22 protein-coding genes are annotated in these 19,761 nt (G+C 71.3%); 15 read left to right on the top strand and 7 right to left on the bottom strand.

What is annotated here, in order from left to right:
• A complete protein-coding gene (gene fabI, locus AB0424_RS03545; RefSeq protein WP_366301903.1) occupies positions 1-777 on the top strand; it encodes an enoyl-ACP reductase FabI in 777 nt (258 codons plus the stop codon).
• A gap of 231 nt (positions 778-1,008) precedes the next feature.
• Positions 1,009-1,413, top strand: a complete 405-nt coding sequence (locus AB0424_RS03540; protein WP_366301902.1) for a hypothetical protein — start codon at positions 1,009-1,011, stop codon at positions 1,411-1,413.
• Here AB0424_RS03540 and AB0424_RS03535 read toward each other — a convergent pair.
• Positions 1,364-2,071: an FCD domain-containing protein gene (locus tag AB0424_RS03535; RefSeq protein ID WP_366301901.1), complete on the bottom strand. Its 708-nt coding sequence runs from the start codon at positions 2,069-2,071 to the stop codon at positions 1,364-1,366. The two genes, AB0424_RS03540 and AB0424_RS03535, sit on opposite strands and share 50 nt — an antisense overlap.
• Positions 2,072-2,134: 63 nt before the next feature.
• On the opposite strand from AB0424_RS03535, the gene AB0424_RS03530 reads away from it, so the two are divergent.
• From AB0424_RS03530 to AB0424_RS03515, 4 genes are all read left to right on the top strand, one after another.
• Positions 2,135-3,541, top strand: a complete 1,407-nt coding sequence (locus AB0424_RS03530; RefSeq protein ID WP_366301900.1) for an MFS transporter — start codon at positions 2,135-2,137, stop codon at positions 3,539-3,541.
• 17 nt (positions 3,542-3,558) lie between these two features.
• A complete protein-coding gene (locus AB0424_RS03525) occupies positions 3,559-3,675 on the top strand; it encodes an SGM_5486 family transporter-associated protein (RefSeq protein WP_366301898.1) in 117 nt (38 codons plus the stop codon).
• A 148-nt stretch (positions 3,676-3,823) separates the two neighbouring features.
• Positions 3,824-4,027, top strand: coding sequence for a hypothetical protein (locus tag AB0424_RS03520; protein ID WP_366301897.1), 204 nt, complete (start codon positions 3,824-3,826; stop codon positions 4,025-4,027).
• A 35-nt stretch (positions 4,028-4,062) separates the two neighbouring features.
• Entirely contained in the window at positions 4,063-4,581 is a 519-nt protein-coding gene (locus AB0424_RS03515) for a histidine phosphatase family protein (RefSeq protein WP_366301896.1), read from the top strand.
• Positions 4,582-4,722: 141 nt separating this feature from the next.
• Here the strand turns inward: AB0424_RS03515 and serB are convergent, their stop codons facing one another.
• A complete protein-coding gene (gene serB, locus AB0424_RS03510; protein ID WP_366301894.1) occupies positions 4,723-5,937 on the bottom strand; it encodes a phosphoserine phosphatase SerB in 1,215 nt (404 codons plus the stop codon).
• Between the two features lie 232 nt (positions 5,938-6,169).
• Between serB and AB0424_RS03505 the strand changes: the two genes are divergently transcribed.
• Positions 6,170-8,716: an FHA domain-containing protein gene (locus tag AB0424_RS03505; protein ID WP_366301892.1), complete on the top strand. Its 2,547-nt coding sequence runs from the start codon at positions 6,170-6,172 to the stop codon at positions 8,714-8,716.
• Between the two features lie 80 nt (positions 8,717-8,796).
• On the opposite strand, the gene AB0424_RS03500 is transcribed toward AB0424_RS03505, so the two are convergent.
• Entirely contained in the window at positions 8,797-9,579 is a 783-nt protein-coding gene (locus tag AB0424_RS03500; RefSeq protein ID WP_366301890.1) for a transglycosylase SLT domain-containing protein, read from the bottom strand.
• A gap of 428 nt (positions 9,580-10,007) precedes the next feature.
• On the opposite strand from AB0424_RS03500, the gene AB0424_RS03495 reads away from it, so the two are divergent.
• The 3 genes from AB0424_RS03495 to AB0424_RS03485 all read left to right on the top strand — a co-directional run bounded on the left by AB0424_RS03495 (position 10,008) and on the right by AB0424_RS03485 (position 12,189).
• Entirely contained in the window at positions 10,008-11,153 is a 1,146-nt protein-coding gene (locus AB0424_RS03495) for a GAF domain-containing sensor histidine kinase (RefSeq protein WP_366301888.1), read from the top strand.
• Positions 11,146-11,790, top strand: a complete 645-nt coding sequence (locus tag AB0424_RS03490) for a response regulator transcription factor (protein ID WP_366301886.1) — start codon at positions 11,146-11,148, stop codon at positions 11,788-11,790. The genes AB0424_RS03495 and AB0424_RS03490 overlap by 8 nt, the downstream gene beginning before the upstream one ends.
• 153 nt (positions 11,791-11,943) lie before the next feature.
• A complete protein-coding gene (locus AB0424_RS03485; RefSeq protein ID WP_366301884.1) occupies positions 11,944-12,189 on the top strand; it encodes a chaplin in 246 nt (81 codons plus the stop codon).
• A gap of 151 nt (positions 12,190-12,340) precedes the next feature.
• On the opposite strand, the gene AB0424_RS03480 is transcribed toward AB0424_RS03485, so the two are convergent.
• Positions 12,341-13,132 carry a hypothetical protein gene (locus tag AB0424_RS03480; RefSeq protein ID WP_366301882.1) on the bottom strand — a complete coding sequence of 264 codons (792 nt, stop codon included), beginning with the start codon at positions 13,130-13,132 and terminating at the stop codon, positions 12,341-12,343.
• Between the two features lie 135 nt (positions 13,133-13,267).
• On the opposite strand from AB0424_RS03480, the gene AB0424_RS03475 reads away from it, so the two are divergent.
• The 4 genes from AB0424_RS03475 (at position 13,268) to AB0424_RS03460 (ending at position 16,473) form a co-directional block, all read left to right on the top strand.
• Entirely contained in the window at positions 13,268-14,065 is a 798-nt protein-coding gene (locus AB0424_RS03475; RefSeq protein WP_366301881.1) for an ABC transporter ATP-binding protein, read from the top strand.
• 77 nt (positions 14,066-14,142) lie between these two features.
• A complete protein-coding gene (locus AB0424_RS03470; protein ID WP_366301880.1) occupies positions 14,143-14,571 on the top strand; it encodes an NfeD family protein in 429 nt (142 codons plus the stop codon).
• Between the two features lie 93 nt (positions 14,572-14,664).
• Positions 14,665-15,606, top strand: coding sequence for an SPFH domain-containing protein (locus AB0424_RS03465; protein WP_366301878.1), 942 nt, complete (start codon positions 14,665-14,667; stop codon positions 15,604-15,606).
• A gap of 93 nt (positions 15,607-15,699) precedes the next feature.
• Positions 15,700-16,473: a sulfite exporter TauE/SafE family protein gene (locus tag AB0424_RS03460; protein ID WP_366301877.1), complete on the top strand. Its 774-nt coding sequence runs from the start codon at positions 15,700-15,702 to the stop codon at positions 16,471-16,473.
• Between the two features lie 105 nt (positions 16,474-16,578).
• On the opposite strand, the gene AB0424_RS03455 is transcribed toward AB0424_RS03460, so the two are convergent.
• The 3 genes from AB0424_RS03455 to AB0424_RS03445 form a co-directional block, all read right to left on the bottom strand.
• Positions 16,579-17,085: an HNH endonuclease gene (locus AB0424_RS03455; RefSeq protein WP_366301875.1), complete on the bottom strand. Its 507-nt coding sequence runs from the start codon at positions 17,083-17,085 to the stop codon at positions 16,579-16,581.
• Positions 17,086-17,248: 163 nt separating this feature from the next.
• Positions 17,249-17,788 (bottom strand): YbhB/YbcL family Raf kinase inhibitor-like protein, encoded by a 540-nt coding sequence (locus AB0424_RS03450; RefSeq protein WP_366301873.1) that lies wholly within the window; start codon positions 17,786-17,788, stop codon positions 17,249-17,251.
• A 58-nt stretch (positions 17,789-17,846) separates the two neighbouring features.
• A complete protein-coding gene (locus AB0424_RS03445) occupies positions 17,847-18,629 on the bottom strand; it encodes a sporulation protein (RefSeq protein WP_366301871.1) in 783 nt (260 codons plus the stop codon).
• Between the two features lie 76 nt (positions 18,630-18,705).
• Between AB0424_RS03445 and AB0424_RS03440 the strand changes: the two genes are divergently transcribed.
• Entirely contained in the window at positions 18,706-19,368 is a 663-nt protein-coding gene (locus AB0424_RS03440) for a DNA-3-methyladenine glycosylase (protein WP_366301869.1), read from the top strand.
• Positions 19,369-19,761 lie beyond the last annotated feature (393 nt).

Genomic DNA, 19,761 nt, shown 5'->3' with positions numbered 1-19,761 from the left:
ATGAGCGGAATTCTCGAGGGCAAGCGCATCCTGATCACCGGTGTGCTGATGGAGTCCTCCATCGCCTTCCACACCGCGAAGCTGGCCCAGGAGCAGGGTGCGGAGATCATCCTCACCGCCTGGCCGCGGCCGTCGCTGACCGAGCGCATCGCCAAGAAGCTCCCCAAGCCCGACGACGTGAAGGTCCTGGAGCTCGACGTCTCCAACGACGAGCACCTCGCACGCCTGGAGGGCCAGGTCCGCGAGCAGCTCGGCGACCGCCTCGACGGCATCGTGCACTCGATCGGCTTCGCCCCGCAGGACGCGCTCGGCGGCAACTTCCTCAACACGCCGTTCGAGTCCGTCGCCACGGCCATGCACGTCTCCGCCTTCTCGCTGAAGTCGCTGACGACGTCGCTGCTGCCGCTGATGACCGAGGGCGGCTCCGTCGTCGGCCTCACCTTCGACGCGCAGTACGCCTGGCCGCAGTACGACTGGATGGGCCCGGCCAAGGCCGCCCTGGAGGCCACCAGCCGCTACATGGCGCGTGACCTGGGCAAGCGGAACATCCGCTGCAACCTGATCTCGGCCGGCCCGATCGGCTCGATGGCCGCCAAGTCCATCCCGGGCTTCAGCGAGCTGGCCGCCGTCTGGGACAGCCGCTCCCCGCTGGAGTGGAACCTCGCCGACCCCGAGCCGGCCGGCCGCGGCGTCGTGGCGCTGCTCTCCGACTGGTTCCCGAAGACGACGGGCGAGATCGTCCACGTCGACGGCGGCCTGCACGCGATCGGCGCCTGACCGCCCGCGCGCTCCGCACGCGACACCGAGGGCCGTGTGCCCGCCTCCCGAGGCGGACGCACGGCCCTCGCCGCATCCCGGGCCGGGCGCCACGGGCTTCCGCCCTCTCCCGTCGCGGACACACGGCCCCCGGCGTCGCGCAACTCCTGCACGACTCGAAAAGTCGCGCGAATCACCCCAGACTGGTGCGCAGCGTGATGTTCCTGCCGCTCACGGGGAGGAGGTACGGGTATGCGCGCGATACGCCAGGGGTTCGGCGCGTTCGCCACGGTCGCCGTTCTGCTCACCGGGATAGCCGTCGCCGACGAGGTGCGCACCGCGCCCGCACCGGCCGAGGACCTTCCCGCCGCCGCCCCGCCGGCCGCGGAGCCGGTGGTGTTCGAGGCGTCCTGCCGCACCCTCGTCGAGGGCTCCCGCGTCACCGCCCACTGCCAGAACCCGTACCCGCGTTCCGACCGCGTCAGCCTCCACGTGGAGTGCGAGCGCTGGTGGGACGTCGACACCGACAGCGCCTCCGTGGACATCGGCCCCGCCGACTACGCCAAGATCACCGGCCGCTGCTGGAAGGAGGTGCGGGCCGCCTGGGTCACGCACCGGCCGGCGGACCCGGCTCCGGAGCGGGCTCCGGGCTCCTGAGGCACAGGAACGGGTAGCCGGCCGCCTCCGTGCCCGCCCGCTCGGCGTCCCCCTCCCGGATCGCGTCCACCAGCCGCGCGTGGTCCATGTGGTTCTCCGGCCGCAGCACCTGCCCCACGTCGTCGCGCAGCCAGTCCCGCAGCAGGTCGCCGAGGTCGGCGTAGAGCTCCGTCAGCACCTCGTTGCCCGAGGCGGCGACGACCGCGTGGTGGAAGGCGGCGTCGACGGTCACGAACCGCTCCGCGTCCCCGGACTCCCACGCCTCCTCGCGCCGCAGGAGCAGCGCGTCGAGCTGCTTGAGGTCCTTCTCCGTGCGGCGCCCCGCGGCGAACCGGGCCGCGGCGGACTCCAGCGTCGAGCGCAGCTCGGCGACGTGCCGGGGGTCGGAGCCGGCGAAGCGCCGGTGCATGACGCCCGCCAGTTCGCTGGTGGCGACGACGTACGTCCCCGAGCCCTGGCGGATGTCGAGCAGTCCGTTGTGCGCGAGCGCCCGGACGGCCTCGCGGACCGTGTTGCGGGCCACGCCCAGCTGCTCGACCAGCTCGGGTTCGGTCGGGATGCGCGAACCCACCGGCCACTCGCCCGAGGTGATCTGGTTCCGCAGCTCGGCGATCACCTGGTCGGAGAGACCGGCGCGCCGGGGGTGACCGAGGGCCATGGAGGACCTTCCTGTTCGTTCGAGATTGGACAACCAATCATCCCATGATTCTATGATGGCCCCATGCCAGACGAGCCGAAGACCCCCGACCCCGCCGCACCGACGGCCCGGACCACCGCTTCGGCGGCCGCCACCGCACCGACCGCCACCGCGGCGCCGACCGGGACGACCGCCATCGCCGCGGATTCTCCCGCACCGGCCCGCGCCCGCCGGACCGCCGCGGACGACTCCTCGACGGGACAGGCCCTTCAGGCCGCGGCCGGCCCCCGCTGGACCCTCGCGCTCGTCACCGTCGGACTCGTCCTGGCCGCGCTCAACCTGCGCCCCGCCATCACCAGCTTCGGCGCCCTCCTGGAGGACGTCGGCGACGGCCTCCACATGAGCGGCAGCGTCGCCGGCGTCCTGACCTCCGTCCCCCCGCTCTGCTTCGCGGTCTTCGGCATCACCGCCCCGCGCCTCGCCCGCCGCTTCGGCCCCGCGGCCGTCGTCTGCGCGGGCATGGCCGCCATCTTCGTCGGCCTCGCCGTCCGGCCCCTCGCCGGCGGCACCGTGGGCTTCCTCGCCGCCAGCGCCCTCGCCCTCATGGGCATCGCCGTCAGCAACGTCCTGATGCCCGTCATCGTCAAGCGGTACTTCCCCGACCGCGTCGGCAGCATGACCGGCCTCTACTCCATGGCGCTCGCCCTCGGCACCTCGCTCGCCGCGGCCGCCACCGTCCCGATGACCGAGGCCCTCGGCGGCGACTGGCGCCTCGGCCTCGGCGTCTGGGCGGCCCTCGCCGCCCTCGCCGTCCTGCCCTGGATCCCGCTGCTGCGCGACCGCGACCGCGACCGCGACCGGACCGGCGCCGGACGTACGGGCCGGGCCGCCGCCGCGGAGACCACCGCGCCCCCGCGCGTCGCCCGCAGCCGCACCGCCTGGGCCCTCGGCTGCTTCTTCGGCCTCCAGGCCACCGGCGCCTACATCACCATGGGCTGGATGCCGCAGATCTTCCGCGACGCGGGCGTCCCCGCCTCCACCGCGGGCGTCCTCCTCGCGGTGACCATGGTCATGGGCGTCCCGCTCGCCTTCGTCATCCCCCGCCTCGCCACCCGCATGAAGAACCAGGGCCCGATCGTCGTCGCCCTCGGTCTCTGCGGCCTCGGCGGCTACACCGGCCTCTTCCTCGCCCCGGCCGCCGGAGCCTGGGTCTGGGCCGTGCTCCTCGGCGTCTCCAACTGCGCCTTCCCGCTCGCCCTCACCATGATCGGCATGCGCTCGCGCACCGGCGCCGGCGTCGTCCGCCTCTCCGCCTTCGCCCAGAGCGTCGGCTATCTCATCTCCATCCCCGGCCCCCTCCTCGTCGGCGTGCTCTACCAGCACAGCGGCGGCTGGGGACTGCCGATCGCCCTCATGGGCGGCCTGATGATCCCGCAGATGATCATCGGTTCGCTGGCCGGACGGGACCGCATCGTCGAGGACGAATGCTGAGATGCGAGACTGGCCCCATGCCAGTCCTCGAACCCAACCCCCCGAACGGCCAGAAGAAGCTGCTCGTCGTGCTCGGCGCGATGCTCGGCATCACGGTCGTCATCTCCGTCGTCGCCTCCGCCTTCTCGCCGTGAGCCGGGCACGGGGTGGGGGTGGCCCCCGTATCCCCTAGGGGGCGAGTGTCAGGGTGAAGTGGGTGGGTCACCGGATGGGCCGCCCGCTCCGCCGTCCGTACGTTGGAGACGACAACGGAAAGCGGACAACCCACCCCCGGAGGCGGCCATGTCGGCCCCAGCACAGTCCCGCGTCGGAGCCACGACCGCAGGTGTCGACACCCGGCTGCCCTGGTGGGCCCTCGTCCTTCCGGTCGCCGCGTTCGCCGCCCTCCTGCTGCTCATCGCCGGGCCGGGTGAGGCCCACGCGACCTCGGGTGATCCCGGGGTCGGCAGGGTTCTGGACCACCTCCAGCAAACGCTCTCTCTCTGAGTCGCCGGAAGCCGTTTCGTGCGAAGCTGTTGACCATGAGCGTCGATACACCTCGCAGGATCGTGCTGCTCCGACACGCCAAGGCCGACTGGAACGGCGAATCCGACCACGAGCGACCCCTCGCCGACCGGGGCCGCACGGACGCCCCCGTCGCGGGCCGCAGGCTCGCCGGCACCGGCATCGCCATCGACCTGGCCCTCTGCTCCACCGCCGCCAGAACCCGGGAGACCTGGAAGCTGGCCGTATCGGAACTCCCGGAGCGCCCCCGGACCGTCTACGAGGAGCGCCTGTACGAGGCATCGGTCGGCGAGATCATCGCGCTGCTCAACGAGACCCCGGACGACGTCACCGACCTCCTGGTGATCGGCCACAACCCCGGGATGCACGGGCTCGCCGACGCCCTCGCCGGCGAGAGCGAGGGGGACACCCGGTCCCGGATGAACCGCAGCGGCTTCCCCACCTCCGCCTTCGCCGTCCTCACCTTCGACGGCTCCTGGAAGTCGGTGGAGCTCGGCGCCGCCCGGCTCGTCGACTTCTGGGTCCCGCACCCCTGACTCGTACGACCGCCCGCGGACCCGTACGACCGCCCGCGGACCCGTACGTCGCCCCGCCCACCCGTACGCCGCTCCGCACGCTCCCGTACGCGAGAGGGCCCGGCCGTCCCACGACGGCCGGGCCCTCTCCTGCGCCGGGGCTCAGTGCAGCAGCTCCTCGCCGCCGTCCGCCGCCTCGACCTCCTCGCGCGTGATGCCGAGCAGGTACAGCACGGTGTCCAGGAAGGGCACGTTCACCGCCGTGTCCGCGGCCTTGCGCACCACCGGCTTGGCGTTGAACGCCACGCCGAGACCGGCCGCGTTCAGCATGTCCAGGTCGTTGGCCCCGTCGCCGATCGCCACCGTCTGCGCCAGCGGCACGCCCGCCTCCGTGGCGAAGCGGCGCAGCAGCCGCGCCTTGCCCGCGCGGTCCACGATCTCTCCGGTCACGCGCCCGGTCAGCTTCCCGTCCACGATCTCCAGGGTGTTGGCCTGGGCGAAGTCGAGCCCCAGCCGCTCCTTCAGATCGTCGGTGACCTGCGTGAACCCGCCGGAGACCACACCCACCTGGTAGCCGAGCCGCTTGAGCGTACGGATCAGGGTCCGGGCGCCCGGCGTCATCCGCACCTCGGCGCGGACCTTGTCGACCACCGAGGCGTCGAGGCCGGCCAGCAGCTCCACGCGCGCGTGCAGGGACTGCTCGAAGTCCAGCTCGCCGCGCATCGCCGCCGCCGTGACCTCGGCGACCTTGTCCTCGCAGCCCGCGTGCGCCGCGAAGAGCTCGATCACCTCGTCCTGGATCAGCGTCGAGTCGACGTCCATCACGACCAGCCGCTGGGCACGCCGGTGCAGCCCGGCGGAGACCACGCCGACGTCCACGCCGATGGAGTGCGCCTCGACGGCGAGGGCCGTCCGCAGCGGCTCCGTCTCGCAGCCCGAGACGGCGAACTCGACGGCGGTCACCGGGTACTTCGCCAGGCGGAAGATGCGGTCGATGTTGCCGCCCGTCTCCGCGATCCTGGCCGCTATGGCCGCCGTCTGCTCCGCCGTCAGCGGGTGGCCGAGGACGGTCACGTGGGAGCGGCCCTCACCGCGCGGCCGGTTGTCACCGGTACCGGAGATGATCTCGGCCTGCAGCTTGAGCGACTCGGCCCAGCTGTGCACGGTGGCCCGGAGTTCGCCCGCCGTGGCCACGGTCGGCTCCGTGACGAGCGCGCACAGGACGAGGCGGCCACGGGAGACCACCTGCTCGATGTCCACGACGTCGACGGAGTAGGCGGCGAGGGTGTCGAAGAGTCCCGCGGTGATCCCGGGACGGTCCTTCCCGAAGATCTTGACGAGAAGGGTGGGAACGTCTGAGGTCTGCGATGCGCTCATGGTGGTTCCACCGTATCGGGCACGGCGTGCCACCTGACCCCCCGTCCCGCGTAGCGGACACCCGGGCGGTCGCGGACACGCGCCCGAAGGGCTCCGGCGGGACGTCCGGGGGAGCCTGCGCCGGGTCTTCACGCTGCCCGACTTTCGGAGAGGGGACCGGGCCTGAAATAGTTCCCCCCGATGTTCGCCATCCCTGGGCTCCCCGCGACGGGGGTACATCGGGGGACAAGTAGTGGGGCGTGGAGTGCCAGAACTCGTACTGGAATTGAATGGAAGGACCTGGACCCTCGACCCGTCCAGGTCGTACACCCTGGGCCGTGATCCGCAGGGTGACCTGGTCATCGACGACGCCAGGGTCTCGTGGCGCCACGCCACGATCAGCTGGGGCGGCCGGAGCTGGGTCATCGAGGACCACGGCTCCACCAACGGCACGTTCGTCCAGGGGCAGCGGATCCACCAGATGGAGATCGCCCCCGGCTCGGCCGTCCACCTCGGCAACGCGACCGACGGCCCGCGGCTCAATCTCGCCGCCGGGGCCCAGGGCGCACCGCAGGCCCAGCAGCCGCCGGTGGCCCAGCCCGTGGCGGCGCACCAGGCCGCCGACCAGGCCGCCCAGGCGGAATGGGTCACGCAGGGACCGCCGCAGCAGCAGCCGGGCTGGCAGCAGCCGCCCGCGCAGCCGCAGTTCCCGCACCAGCAGGGCGCCCCGCAGGGCGCACCCGGTCACCAGGGGCACGGCGCCGCCGCGGGGGCGTCGTCGGCCTACGCCGACCGCAGCCCGACCACGTTCCACCAGCTGTCCCTCGGTCACGTCATGCGGATCGGCCGTGCCCTCGAGAACGAACTGGTCGTCTCCGACCTCCAGGTCTCCAGGAACCACGCCGAGTTCCACGCGACGCCCGACGGCCGCTTCGAGATCCGCGACCTCGGCTCGCACAACGGCACGTACGTCAACGGCCAGCCGATCCCCAAGGGCGGCACGGCCCTCCTCGGCCCGCAGGACATCGTCGGCGTCGGCCACTCGACGTTCCGGATCATCGGCGGCCAGCTGGAAGAGTTCGTCGACACCGGCTCGGTCTCCTTCTCGGCCCGCCATCTGACGGTCACCGTCGACGGCGGCAAGCAGATCCTCAAGGACGTCTCCTTCGGCGTCCCCGAGAAGTCGCTGATCGGCGTCATCGGCCCGTCCGGCTCCGGAAAGTCCACCCTGCTCAAGGCGCTGACCGGATACCGCCCGGCCAACGAGGGCGACGTCCTCTACGACAACCGGAGCCTCTACAAGCAGTTCGCCGAGCTGCGCCAGCGCATCGGTCTGGTCCCGCAGGACGACATCCTGCACAAGGAGCTGACCGTCCAGAAGGCCCTGCGCTACGCGGCCAAGCTCCGCTTCCCCGGCGACACCGCCACGGCCGAGCGCGAGGCCCGCATCGACGAGGTGCTGCGCGAGCTCAAGCTCGACATCCACAAGGAGAAGAAGGTCACCTCCCTCTCCGGTGGCCAGCGCAAGCGCGTCTCCGTCGCCCTGGAGCTCCTCACCAAGCCGTCGCTGATCTTCCTGGACGAGCCGACCTCCGGCCTCGACCCGGGCATGGACCGCGACGTCATGCAGCTGCTGCGCGGCCTCGCGGACGACGGCCGCACGGTCCTCGTCGTCACCCACTCGGTGGCCGAGCTCGGCCTGTGCGACAAGCTCCTCGTCATGGCGCCCGGCGGCTCGGTGGCGTACTTCGGTCCGCCGGAGGAGGCGCTGAACTTCTTCGGCTACTCCACCTGGGCCGACGTCTTCTCCGCCTTCGAGAACTACCGCGACTACGACTGGGCGGGCCGCTGGAAGGGCTCGCAGCACTACCAGATGTACGCCGCGGACATCGACGCCGTCGCCGCCCAGCCCGTCCAGATGCCGCAGCACTCGATGACCAGGCCGCCCAAGCCGCAGGGCTGGGGCTCCCAGCTGTGGACGCTGATCCGCCGCTACGTCTCGGTGATCGCCTCCGACAAGGGCTTCCTGGGCCTGATGGTGATCCTGCCGGCCGTCCTCGGCGCGGTCTCGGTCGTCATCCCCGCGGACTTCGGCCTGGGCTCGCCCAAGCCGCCGTCCCGCTTCAACGGCGACGCCGGCACGATCATGCTGATCCTCGCGGTCGGCATGTGCTTCAGCGGCGCCGCCAACTCCGTACGAGAGCTGATCAAGGAACGGGTCATCTACGAACGGGAGCGCGCCACCGGCCTCTCCCGCTCCGCGTACCTGATGTCCAAGGTCATCGTGCTCGGCCTGATCACGGCCTTCCAGGGCGTCATCATCTGCGGCATCGGCTTCTCCACCCGGGCGCTGCCCGAGGAGGGCCTGTTCATGCCGCCGGCCGTCGAGCTGTGCGTCCAGGTCATCGCCCTCGGCCTGACCTCGATGATGTTCGGCCTGGTCATCTCCGCGCTCGTGAAGACCGCCGAGAAGACCATGCCCCTCCTGGTCATGTTCGCGATCATCCAGGTCGTCTTCACCGGCATCCTCTTCCAGGTCTACGGCTCGCCGGGCCTGGAGCAGTTCGCCTGGCTCATGCCCTCCCGCTGGGGCATCGCCGGCGCCGGCACCACGCTCGACCTGGCCCGTCTCATGCCGCCGTGGGACCACAAGAACCCCACCGACACCGACCCCCTGTGGGAGCACACGGTGGCCCAGTGGAGCCTGGACCTCGGCATCCAGCTCCTGATGGCCGTCGTCTGCTGCGTCGTCGTGGCGCGCCTGCTGCGCCGCCACGAGCCCGAGGTCATGCGCAAGTAACCGGATCCGGCAGTACGCCGACGGGCGGCACCCCCTGCGTGGGGGTGCCGCCCTTCGGCGTGCGGGGGTGCGACAGCGGATCAGTACGCGCTGTTGACGTTGTCGATCGAGCCGTAGCGGTCGGCCGCGTAGTTGGCGGCGGCGACGATGTTGGCGACCGGGTCGTACTGGTCGAACGCGGTGCCGGGCACGTGGTACGCCTTGAAGGTCGGGTAGATGACCTGGAGCAGACCCTTGGACGGGATGCCGTTGATGGCGTTGATGTCCCAGTTGTTGATGGCGCGGGGGTTGCCGCTGGACTCACGCATGATGTTCTTGTGCAGGCCGTTGTACGAGCCCGGGATGTCGTGCTTGTCCATGATGAAGAGCGCCTCGCGGATCCAGCCGTCGAGGTTGTTCGCGAAGACCGGGGTACGGGCGACGGAACGGCTCGCGGCCGACTTCTCCGCGGCGCGCTTCTTCGCCGCGGCCTGGGCCTTCGCCTTGGCGTCCGCCTTCGCCTTCGCGGCGGCCTTGGCCTTCGCGTCCGCCTTCGCCTTCGCGGCGGCCTTCGCCTTGGCGTCCGCCTTGGCCTTCGCGGCGGCCTTCGCCTTCGCCTCGGCCTCCTGCTTGGCCTTCAGGCCGATGGTGGACTGCTGCTCGTCGATGCTGGCGGCGAGCGCCTTCGCCTGGGGGCTGGCCGCGTCGTACGACCAGGCGACCTGCTGCGTGCCCGAGAGGGCCTGCGGCTCGGTCTCGGTGGAGCCGTTGCCGGGCACCAGGGACAGGGTGAGCGCCGCGGCGCCCAGAGCGGCGACGCCGGCGATCGTGGCCTTGTGGGTCTTCTTCAGACCACGAATGTGGCCAGGGGTGTTCGCAGACATAACGGACTACCTCTTCGAATCGCTGGGGGTCGCTCGGCCGGGGCGGCGCTGCGCCTTCTTCGGCGGCGACGAGGGCAATTCTTAGCGGCCGCAAAATCCTGTGGCAAAGGTGTGACGTACGATCCCGGGTAGTGGATCAGGGGCTCGTGCACGGGCCACCGACACCCCCAGGAAGCCCGCCCGCACCGCCTCTACCTGGCTCCATGGCGTCCACTAGCGAGCTTCGTAAGTGATGTGGGCCCTATGCGCGGGCTCACATCGACCCCGTAACAACCTCACCCGGCGTTGCGTGCGCAATGCGCACGGTGAGCCCCCTCCTCCCGAAGGAGGAGGCAGGCCGCCCCCGCCCTGCGACCTAGGTCCCCCGTCCCCCCGCCGCCGTCCCCGGACGGATACGGACGGTCACATCCCGCCGGTACGGTGACCACATGAGCCATCGACCGAGCTCCGGCCTGGCCGCCGTGAGCACCGCCCTGCTCGCGATGAGCCGCCGCCTGGAGGTGCGCGACGTCCTCAAGACGATCGTCGCCTCCGCCCGCGAGCTGCTCGACGCCGAGTACGCGGCCCTGGGCGTCCCCGACGACCACGGCGGCTTCGCCCAGTTCGTCGTCGACGGCGTCGGGGAGGAGCAGTGGAAGGCCATCGGGCCGCTGCCCCGCCAGCACGGCATCCTCGCCGCCATGCTCCAGAAGGCGGAGACCGAACGCCTCGCCGACGTCCGCCTCGACCCCCGGTTCGAGGGCTGGCCCGACGCCCACCCCGAGATGTCCGACTTCCTGGGCCTGCCCGTCCGCGACGGCGACGAGATCCTCGGCGCCCTCTTCCTGGCCAACAAGCGCTGCGCGAAGGAGAGCGGCGGCTGCGGCTTCACCGCCGAGGACGAGGAACTGCTCTCGATCCTCGCCCAGCACGCCGCCATCGCCCTGACCAACGCGCGCCTGTACGAGCGCAGCCGCGAGCTCACCATCGCCGAGGAACGCTCCCGCCTCGCCCACGAGCTCCACGACGCCGTCAGCCAGAAGCTCTTCTCGCTCCGGCTCACCGCCCAGGCCGCGGCGGCCCTCGTCGACCGCGACCCGGCCCGCGCCAAGGTGGAGCTCCACGAGGTCGCCGCCCTCGCCGCCGAGGCCGCCGACGAGCTGCGCGCCGCCGTCGTCGAGCTGCGCCCCGCGGCCCTGGACGAGGACGGCCTCGTCCCTACCCTGCGCACCCAGATCCAGGTCCTCGACCGCGCCCACACCGCCCGGGTCACCTTCGACGGCCAGGGCGCACGCGCCCTGCCGGCCGCACAGGAGGAGGCCGTGCTGCGGGTCGCCCAGGAGGCCCTGCACAACGCCCTGCGGCACGCGGACGCCGCGTCCGTCGCCGTGGCCCTCACCCGCAGCGGCCAGGGGGCGCGGCTCACCGTCACCGACGACGGCAGGGGATTCGACCCGCGTACGGTCCGCAGCGCCGGCCGCCACCTCGGCCTGGTCTCCATGCGGGACCGGGCGAGCGGCGTCGGCGGCGTGCTGACCGTGACCTCGGCCCCCGGCGAGGGCACCACGATCGAGATGGAGGTACCCGGTGGCTGACCGCCCGATCCGCGTCCTGCTCGTCGACGACCACCAGGTTGTCCGCCGGGGCCTGCGCACCTTCCTGGAGGTACAGGACGACATCCAGGTCGTGGGGGAGGCGTCCGACGGCGCCGAGGGCGTCGCCCGCGCCGAGGAGCTCCGCCCCGACGTCGTCCTCATGGACGTGAAGATGCCCGGCACGGACGGCATCGAGGCGCTCAAGCGGCTCCGCGAGCTCGCCAACCCCGCCCGGGTCCTCGTCGTCACCAGCTTCACCGAGCAGCGCACGGTCGTCCCCGCGCTCCGCGCCGGAGCGTGCGGATACGTCTACAAGGACATCGACCCCGACGCCCTGGCCGGCGCGATCCGCTCCGTCCACGCCGGGCACGTCCTGCTCCAGCCCGAGGTCGCCGAGGCCCTCCTCGCCCAGGACGAGGCCCCCGGGGGCACCGGACGCGGCACCACGCTCACCGAGCGGGAGCGCGAGGTCCTCGGCCTCATCGCCGACGGCCGCTCCAACCGCGAGATCGCCCGCGCCCTCGTCCTCTCGGAGAAGACGGTCAAGACGCACGTCTCGAACATCCTGATGAAGCTCGACCTGGCGGACCGCACCCAGGCCGCCCTCTGGGCCGTCCGCCACGGCCTCACCGACTGACGCGCCCCCCTTACGCGCCGGGCGCACGACCGTTCAATCCTTCATACCGTCGTGTGTATATCCCCCGTTCGGCGCAACCCGACGGGGCGTGCCGCGTTCTCCAGGGCGTGCTGCGGCGGACCTGCCGCAGCGATGACCAGGAGGATGTACCAAGTGAAGAACCTCAAGAAGGCCGCCGCCCTCACCATGGTCGCCGGTGGCATCGTCGCCGCCGGTGCGGGTGTCGCCTCCGCCCACGGCGGTGCCGAGGCCGCGGGCACGGCCCTCAACTCGCCGGGCGTCGCCTCCGGCAACCTGGTGCAGGTCCCGGTCCACGTCCCCGTGAACGTCTCCGGCAACACGGTCAACGTGATCGGCCTGCTCAACCCGGCCTTCGGCAACGGCGCCGTCAACGGCTGACCTCCCGCCCCCGCCCCCCGGCCCCCGGACGCCCCTCGGGCGCCGGGGGTCCGCCGTTCCCGGGGAGCCGGGGGGTCCGCTGTGCCCCCTCACCGCCCGCCCCGGCGCGCCGGGCTCGCCCCGGAGCCGCCGACCGGCGACGACGTCCGCGTCAGAACCCCCGCTCCCGCTCCCTCTCCTCCACATACGCGTTGTACGCCGCGACCTGAGCCCTCCGCGCCACCCGCTCCACCGGCCGCAGCGCCTCTCCGCGCGCCGCCATCTCCGAGGCGCTCACCGCACCGCCGTGCCCGTGGTCGTACGCCAGGTCCACGAGCAGCCCGATGCGCTGGGCGAGCTCCAGGACCCGGACCGCGCGGGGCGGATAGCCGGGGGCGAGCACCTCGCGGCCGACCTCGGCACGGGCCCGGTACGCCTCGCGCGCCGCGTCGGCGGCGGCACCCGAGGCCGCCACGTCGAGCCGGGTGAGGACCGAGGTCGCGTCCCGCAGCGCCTCCGCCAGCTCCCGCTCCGCCTCGCCCAGCGACGGCACGTCCGCCGGCGGGGCCTCGCGCACCGCGAGACAGCGCCAGAGGACCTCCACGTGGAGATCGCCCGGCGGGCCCGCCTCGGTGACCTCCGGCACGAGCCCGTAGGGCGCGCCGAAGCCGACCGCGGCCTCCTCCGCCTCCAGGGCGCGCGCGTTGAAGTCGGGCGGCCCGCTCAGCCCCAGCGGATGCCCCGGCGCCGGCAGCGCCACCCGCCACCCGGTCACCCCGAGCCGCCGCAGCCGCCCCAGGGCCAGTGTCAGCCCCACCGGCCCCGCCTCACCCGGCAGCCCCTCGACGCGGTGCACCGCGTCCTCCCCGACAATGGCCAGCGCCGCGTCGTCCGGCGACACCGCCCCGGCCAGCAGGGCGTTGCCCCAAGCGGCCAGGCGTCCTGAGCGTGGTTCCGAAAGCATCCCCCCAGACTAGGGACTCTAAGGAAGCCCTAGGGACCGGCCCGCTCCGCCGATAACGTAGGTTTTCCCCTGGACGCCGCGCCCATCGGCGCAAGGCGACGACACGACTCGACCGCAAGGGGAGACAACGCGCTCATGAGCGATGTACTGGAGCTGGTGGACGTATCCGTGGTCCGCGACGGACGGGCTCTGGTGGACGAGGTCTCCTGGTCGGTCAAGGAGGGCGAGCGCTGGGTGATCCTCGGACCCAACGGCGCCGGCAAGACCACCCTTCTGAACATCGCCTCCAGCTACCTCTTCCCCACCAAGGGCGACGCCCGGATCCTCGGCGAGCAGCTCGGCGGCGTCGGCACCGACGTCTTCGAGCTCCGGCCCCGCATCGGCATGGCGGGCATCGCCATGGCGGAGAAGCTCCCCAAGCGCCAGACCGTCCTGCAGACCGTCCTCACCGCCGCGTACGGCATGACCGCCACCTGGCACGAGGACTACGACCCGGTCGACGAGGACCGTGCCAAGGCGTTCCTCGACCGGCTCGGCATGAACGACTACCTGGACCGCAGGTTCGGCACCCTCTCCGAGGGCGAGCGCAAGCGCACCCTGATCGCCCGGGCAATGATGACCGACCCCGAGCTCCTGCTCCTCGACGAGCCCGCCGCCGGTCTCGACCTCGGCGGCCGCGAGGACCTGGTCCGCCGCCTGGGCCGCCTCGCCCGCGACCCGTACGCCCCCTCCATGATCATGGTGACCCACCACGTCGAGGAGATCGCCCCGGGCTTCACCCACGTCCTGATGATCCGTCAGGGCAAGGTGCTCGCGGCCGGCCCCGTGGAGATGGAGCTCACCTCCCGCAACCTCTCGCTCTGCTTCGGCCTGCCGCTCGTCGTCGAGCGCGTCGGCGACCGCTGGACCGCGCACGGTCTGCCCCTGAAGTAGCCGTACGGAGCGCCGGCGTCCCGCACAGCCGCCCGCGCCCTGTCCCGGAGAGCCCCACCCGCCCTACCATTGCCCCTGTGGACATCGACGCATGGGTCTGGTGGCTGATCGGCGCGGTGGGGCTCGGCATTCCGCTGGTGCTGACCGCGATGCCGGAGTTCGGGATGCTCTCCGTGGGGGCCGTCGCCGGAGCGGTGACCGCCGCCCTCGGCTTCGGAGTCGTCGCGCAGGTGCTCGTCTTCGTCGTCGTCTCGGTGGCACTCATCGGGGTGGTACGCCCGATCGCCGCCCGTCACCGCGACGACCGGCCGCACCTGGCCACCGGAGTGGACGCCCTGAAGGGCCGTCAGGCCGTCGTGCTGGAACGGGTCGACGGCCAGGGAGGCCGCATCAAGCTGGCCGGGGAGATCTGGTCCGCGCGCACCCTCGACACCGGACTGAGCTTCGAACCGGGTGAACAGGTCGACGTCGTCGACATCGACGGGGCGACCGCCGTCGTCATGTGACCGAACCTCGCCCATGACGCCCCGCCATCTGGGAAACTCGATCATGCAAGGCCACCCGGCAGTCAACAGGCAGCGAAGGGCACGGGGAACACGATGTCAGCAGTCATCATCGTCCTGATCATTCTGGTGGTGCTCGTCTTCATCGCCCTGATCAAGACGATCCAGGTCATCCCGCAGGCGAGCGCGGCGATCGTGGAGCGCTTCGGTCGCTACACGCGCACCCTCAACGCGGGACTGAACATCGTCGTCCCGTTCATCGACTCGATCCGCAACCGGATCGACCTCCGCGAACAGGTCGTCCCCTTCCCGCCGCAGCCGGTGATCACCCAGGACAACCTGGTGGTCAACATCGACACGGTCATCTACTACCAGGTGACCGACGCCCGGGCCGCGACGTACGAGGTCGCCAGCTACATCCAGGCGATCGAGCAGCTCACCGTCACCACCCTGCGCAACATCATCGGCGGCATGGACCTGGAGCGCACCCTCACCTCCCGCGAGGAGATCAACGCGGCCCTGCGCGGCGTCCTCGACGAGGCCACCGGCAAGTGGGGCATCCGCGTCAACCGCGTCGAGCTCAAGGCGATCGAGCCGCCGACCTCCATCCAGGACTCGATGGAGAAGCAGATGCGCGCCGAGCGCGACAAGCGCGCCGCGATCCTCACCGCCGAGGGCACCCGCCAGTCCGCGATCCTCACCGCCGAGGGCGAGAAGCAGTCCGCCATCCTCCGCGCCGAGGGTGAGGCCAAGGCCGCCGCGCTCAAGGCCGAGGGCGAGGCCCAGGCCGTCCGCACGGTCTTCGAGGCCATCCACGCCGGCGACCCCGACCAGAAGCTGCTGTCGTACCAGTACCTCCAGATGCTTCCGAAGATCGCCGAAGGCGACGCCAACAAGCTCTGGATCGTGCCCAGCGAGATCGGCGACGCCCTCAAGGGCCTCTCCGGCGCCTTCGGCAACGTCGGCGGCGGCGCCCCCGGGTTCAACGTGAAGGGCACCCCCCCGGCCCAGCGCCGGGACGAACCTTCGGTTGACTGACACGTACACGTAATTCTTCGTGCATGATCGGTGCGAGCCCCTCGACCCTGACGACCTCAGGGCGGGGAGGCGAGCCACTGACCATGTAAGGAGATGGCGTTGTCCATCTGGGAAGCACTGGCGGTCTTCGCCGCCGGCATCGGCGCCGGCACCATCAACACCATCGTCGGATCGGGAACGCTGATCACGTTCCCGGTCCTTCTCGCGACCGGGCTCCCCCCGATCACCGCGAACGTCTCCAACGCCCTCGGCCTCGTACCCGGCTCCATCAGCGGCGCCATCGGCTACCGCCGCGAGCTGAAGGGACAGAAATCCCGCATCCTGCGCCTCGGGGCCGTCGCCCTCCTCGGCGGGCTCATCGGCGCGGTCCTGCTCCTCGCCCTGCCGTCCCGGGCGTTCGACGCGATCGTCCCCGTCCTCATCGGCCTCGCGCTCGTCCTGGTCCTCTTCCAGCCCCGCATCGCCGCCGCCGTACAACGCCGCCGCGAGCAGACCGGCACCGAGGCCCACCCCGACGGCGGCCCCGTCCTCCTGGTCGGCCTCCTCCTCGCCAGCATGTACGGCGGATACTTCGGCGCCGCGCAGGGAGTGCTCTACCTCTCCCTCATGGGCCTGCTGCTCCACGACACCCTGCAGCGCATCAACGCCGTCAAGAACATCCTCGGCGCCCTCGTCAACGGCGTCGCCGCCGTCTTCTTCCTCTTCGTCGCCGAGTTCGACTGGACCGCCGTCCTCCTCATCGCCGTCGGCTCCACCCTCGGCGGCCAGATCGGCGCCAAGGTCGGACGGAAGCTGCCCCCCGCCGTCCTGCGCGGAGTGATCATCGCGGTCGGCGTCGTCGCCATCGTCCAGCTGACCCTCCGCTGACCCGGGGACGCCCCCCCGCACGCCGGAAGGGCCCGCCTCCCCACCAGGGGAGACGGGCCCTTCCACACGTACGGACCGGGACCGGACGGTCACCCGGTCACGGGATCACGCGGCCGCGCCGGACAGCCACTCCGGCAGCTCCGACCTCTCGCGCGCCCGCAGCGCGAGCAGCATCGCGTCCGCCGGCGTCGGCTCGAACGGCTGGTGCAGCAGCGGCATCCCCGCCTGCTCCGGCGTCCGGTCGGCCTTGCGGTGGTTGTCCTCGGCGCACGAGGCGACCGTGTTCAGCCAACTGTCCCCACCGCCCTGAGCCCGCGGCACGACGTGGTCGACCGTCGTCGCCCGCCGCCCGCAGTACGCGCACCGGTGCTGGTCCCTGACCAGCACCCCCCTCCTCGACCACGGGGCCTGTCTTCGGAACGGCACCCGGACGTAACGGCACAACCTGATGACCCGCGGCACCGGCAGATCGACCGCCGCACCGCGCACCCGCAGCTCGGGATGGGCCTGCTCGACGACGGCCTTGTCCTGCAGGACGAGCACCACCGCACGGTTGAGCGTGACCGTCGACAGCGGCTCGAAGCTCGCGTTGAGTACCAGGGTGTCCCGCATGTTGCCCACCTCCCGTGTGCCGGCCCCAGCCCCGTGCGGGGCTTCGGGCTTGGATCAACGATGGCCGGGCCGGCCGGGTCGGACAACGGAATTTCTCGCGAAACAAAAGGTGCCCGCTTCTGATCTCTCCAAGACCAGAAGCGGGCAAACAACAAACGAACGATCAGACCGACGCGGGAGCCGCGTACTCACCGACCAACTGGGCGCGCCCCAGCGTGTGGAAGCGCAGGTTGAAACCGATCGCCGCCGGCGACGCGTCGCCGTCCGGACCGAGCTTCTCGCCGTCCACCGCGTACACCGTGAACACATAGCGGTGCGCCGGATCCCCGGGCGGGGGAGCGGCCCCGCCGAAATCCCGGGACCCGTAGTCGTTCCGTACGTGCACGGCGCCGGCCGGCAGCCCCTCGAAGGAACCCGACCCCGCACCCACCGGCAGCTCCGTCACCGACACCGGGATGTCGAACAGCACCCAGTGCCAGAAACCGCTGCCCGTCGGGGCGTCCGGATCGAAGCACGTGACGGCGAAGCTCTTCGTCTCCGCCGGGAACCCCTCCCAGCGCAGCTGCGGTGAAGTGTTCCCCGCCGCGTACACCTGAGCGTCCTTCAGGACCCCGCCCGGCACGATGTCGTCGCTCACCACCGTGAACGCCGCCACCGGCGGATGGAAGTCATGCGGGAGCGGCGCCCTCTTGCCCTCGGACACGTCGAATCCTCCGTATCGCCTGTCGCTACTGCCTCAACAGCAGCACTTCCGGCCGAGCCTAGAGCCAGTTGCGACGGCCGCCGACCTCGGCGAGCCACTGGTTGAGGTACGCCGCCCAATCGGTCGTGTGGAAGTCGTGCAGCCCCACCGTGAAGGCACGGAAGGAGTCGCTTCCCTCGCCGAACAGGCCCGGCTTCTTGTCCATCTCCAGCACGACGTCCATCTCGCGGTCGTCGGCCACGAAGCTGACCTCGACCTGGTTCAGACCGCGGTACTGCTGCGGCGCGAAGAACTCGATCTCCTGGTAGAAGGGCAGCTTCTGCCGCGTCCCCCGGATGTGACCGCGCTCCATGTCCGCGCTCTTGAAGCGGAAGCCCAGCTGGATGAAGGCGTCCAGGATCGCCTGCTGCGCCGGCAGCGGGTGCACGCTGATCGGGTCCAGGTCACCGGAGTCCACGGCCCGCGCGATCTCCAGCTCGGTCGTCACACCGATGTTCATGCCGCGCAGCTGCTGTCCGGCGACCGACGTGACCGGCGTCTCCCAGGGGATGTCCAGACCGAACGGCACCACGTGCACCGCGCCGGCCTTCACCTCGAAGGCACCGCCCAGACGCACCTTGACGAACTCGATGTCCTGCTTGTGCTCCTGGTCGCCGCCCTCGACCTCGACGCGCGCCTGCAGACCGACCGACAGTCCCTCGATCTGCTGGTCGACGCTGCCGCCCTGGATCCGCACCTCACCCTGGACGACCCCACCCGGGACCACGTTCTCCTCGGTGAGCACCGTCTCCACAGTGGCCCCACCGGCGCCCAGGCTCGCGAGCAGCTTCTTGAATCCCATGACTTCCACTCCTTCTCAGTCCTGACCCCTCATACGCGCGACGACCGTAGCCGGTTCCCCACTACCCTCGGGCGCCATGAGCGAGAGCCCCGACCGTACGCCGCTCCCACGCACCTTCTTCGACCGCCCCGTACTGGAGGTCGCCCCCGATCTGCTGGGCCGCACACTGGTCCGCGTCACCGAGGAAGGGCGCATGGAGCTGCGGCTCACCGAGGTGGAGGCGTACGCCGGCGCGATCGACCCCGGCTCGCACGCCTTCCGCGGCCGCACCCCCCGCAACACCGTCATGTTCGGTCCGCCCGGTCACGCGTACGTCTACTTCACCTACGGCATGTGGCACTGCCTGAACCTGGTCTGCGGCCCCGAGGGCGAGGCGAGCGGAGTCCTGCTGCGCGCGGGGGAGATCCTGAGCGGCGCCGACCAGGCCCGTCCCCGCCGCCGCTCGGCCCGCTCCGACCACGAGCTGGCCAAGGGCCCGGCCCGTCTCGCCACCGCCCTCGACGTCGCCCTCTCCCTGAACGGCACCGACGTCTGCGCGGGCCCGGACGCTCCCCTCTCCCTGCTCACCGGCACCCCACCGCCCCCCGCCCGCATCCGCACCGGCCCCCGCACGGGCGTCGGCGGCGACGGGGCTACCCACCCCTGGCGCTTCTGGCTGGAGGACGACCGCACCGTCAGTCCCTACCGTCCTCACACACCTCGCAAGAGAAGGCTTGACTCTGCCCACCCGAGCGACTAACGTGGCCCGAGCCGCTGGAACCGGGCCTGCTTGTTCAAGCACCCCGGAGCGGCCACCCACTACTCAAGATGATCACCCCGGTCGGGGTTCATTTGGGCATTCCGAAATTCGTTTCGAATGACTCGATTATGAGCCTCCAGGGAAATCAGCTAATGTAGTGACCACGCCGAAAGGCCCCGGAGCGAAAGCAAAAGGGACCGGAAAGCACCGAGGAAATCGGATCGGAAAGATCTGATAGAGTCGGAAACGAAGGAAGCGCCCGGAGGGCCTGGAAACAGGAACGAAGGAAGCGTCCGCACCTTGAGAACTCAACAGCGTGCCAAAAATCAACGCCAGATTAGTTGATACCCCGTCCATCTTCGGATGGCGAGGTTCCTTTGAAAGTCCTGCCGG

The sequence above is a fragment of the Streptomyces sp. NPDC051180 genome (assembly GCF_040689545.1).
In the GTDB taxonomy this organism is placed as follows: domain Bacteria; phylum Actinomycetota; class Actinomycetes; order Streptomycetales; family Streptomycetaceae; genus Streptomyces.
Note: the sequence above shows the minus strand (reverse complement) of the source record. Positions and strands in the feature narration are given on the sequence as shown.

What these genes read in the sequence shown, in the direction of transcription:
- AB0424_RS03455 (WP_366301875.1), bottom strand. Translation starts at nt 17,085, where the DNA reads ATGCGGGACACCCTGGTACTCAACGCGAGCTTCGAGCCGCTGTCGACG.
- AB0424_RS03530 (WP_366301900.1), top strand. Translation starts at nt 2,135, where the DNA reads ATGCCAGACGAGCCGAAGACCCCCGACCCCGCCGCACCGACGGCCCGG.
- AB0424_RS03540 (WP_366301902.1), top strand. Translation starts at nt 1,009, where the DNA reads ATGCGCGCGATACGCCAGGGGTTCGGCGCGTTCGCCACGGTCGCCGTT.
- AB0424_RS03495 (WP_366301888.1), top strand. Translation starts at nt 10,008, where the DNA reads ATGAGCCATCGACCGAGCTCCGGCCTGGCCGCCGTGAGCACCGCCCTG.
- AB0424_RS03440 (WP_366301869.1), top strand. Translation starts at nt 18,706, where the DNA reads ATGAGCGAGAGCCCCGACCGTACGCCGCTCCCACGCACCTTCTTCGAC.
- serB (WP_366301894.1), bottom strand. Translation starts at nt 5,937, where the DNA reads ATGAGCGCATCGCAGACCTCAGACGTTCCCACCCTTCTCGTCAAGATC.
- AB0424_RS03525 (WP_366301898.1), top strand. Translation starts at nt 3,559, where the DNA reads ATGCCAGTCCTCGAACCCAACCCCCCGAACGGCCAGAAGAAGCTGCTC.
- AB0424_RS03520 (WP_366301897.1), top strand. Translation starts at nt 3,824, where the DNA reads ATGTCGGCCCCAGCACAGTCCCGCGTCGGAGCCACGACCGCAGGTGTC.
- AB0424_RS03460 (WP_366301877.1), top strand. Translation starts at nt 15,700, where the DNA reads ATGGCGTTGTCCATCTGGGAAGCACTGGCGGTCTTCGCCGCCGGCATC.
- AB0424_RS03465 (WP_366301878.1), top strand. Translation starts at nt 14,665, where the DNA reads ATGTCAGCAGTCATCATCGTCCTGATCATTCTGGTGGTGCTCGTCTTC.
- AB0424_RS03475 (WP_366301881.1), top strand. Translation starts at nt 13,268, where the DNA reads ATGAGCGATGTACTGGAGCTGGTGGACGTATCCGTGGTCCGCGACGGA.
- fabI (WP_366301903.1), top strand. Translation starts at nt 1, where the DNA reads ATGAGCGGAATTCTCGAGGGCAAGCGCATCCTGATCACCGGTGTGCTG.
- AB0424_RS03515 (WP_366301896.1), top strand. Translation starts at nt 4,063, where the DNA reads ATGAGCGTCGATACACCTCGCAGGATCGTGCTGCTCCGACACGCCAAG.
- AB0424_RS03500 (WP_366301890.1), bottom strand. Translation starts at nt 9,579, where the DNA reads ATGTCTGCGAACACCCCTGGCCACATTCGTGGTCTGAAGAAGACCCAC.
- AB0424_RS03445 (WP_366301871.1), bottom strand. Translation starts at nt 18,629, where the DNA reads ATGGGATTCAAGAAGCTGCTCGCGAGCCTGGGCGCCGGTGGGGCCACT.
- AB0424_RS03535 (WP_366301901.1), bottom strand. Translation starts at nt 2,071, where the DNA reads ATGGCCCTCGGTCACCCCCGGCGCGCCGGTCTCTCCGACCAGGTGATC.
- AB0424_RS03480 (WP_366301882.1), bottom strand. Translation starts at nt 13,132, where the DNA reads ATGCTTTCGGAACCACGCTCAGGACGCCTGGCCGCTTGGGGCAACGCC.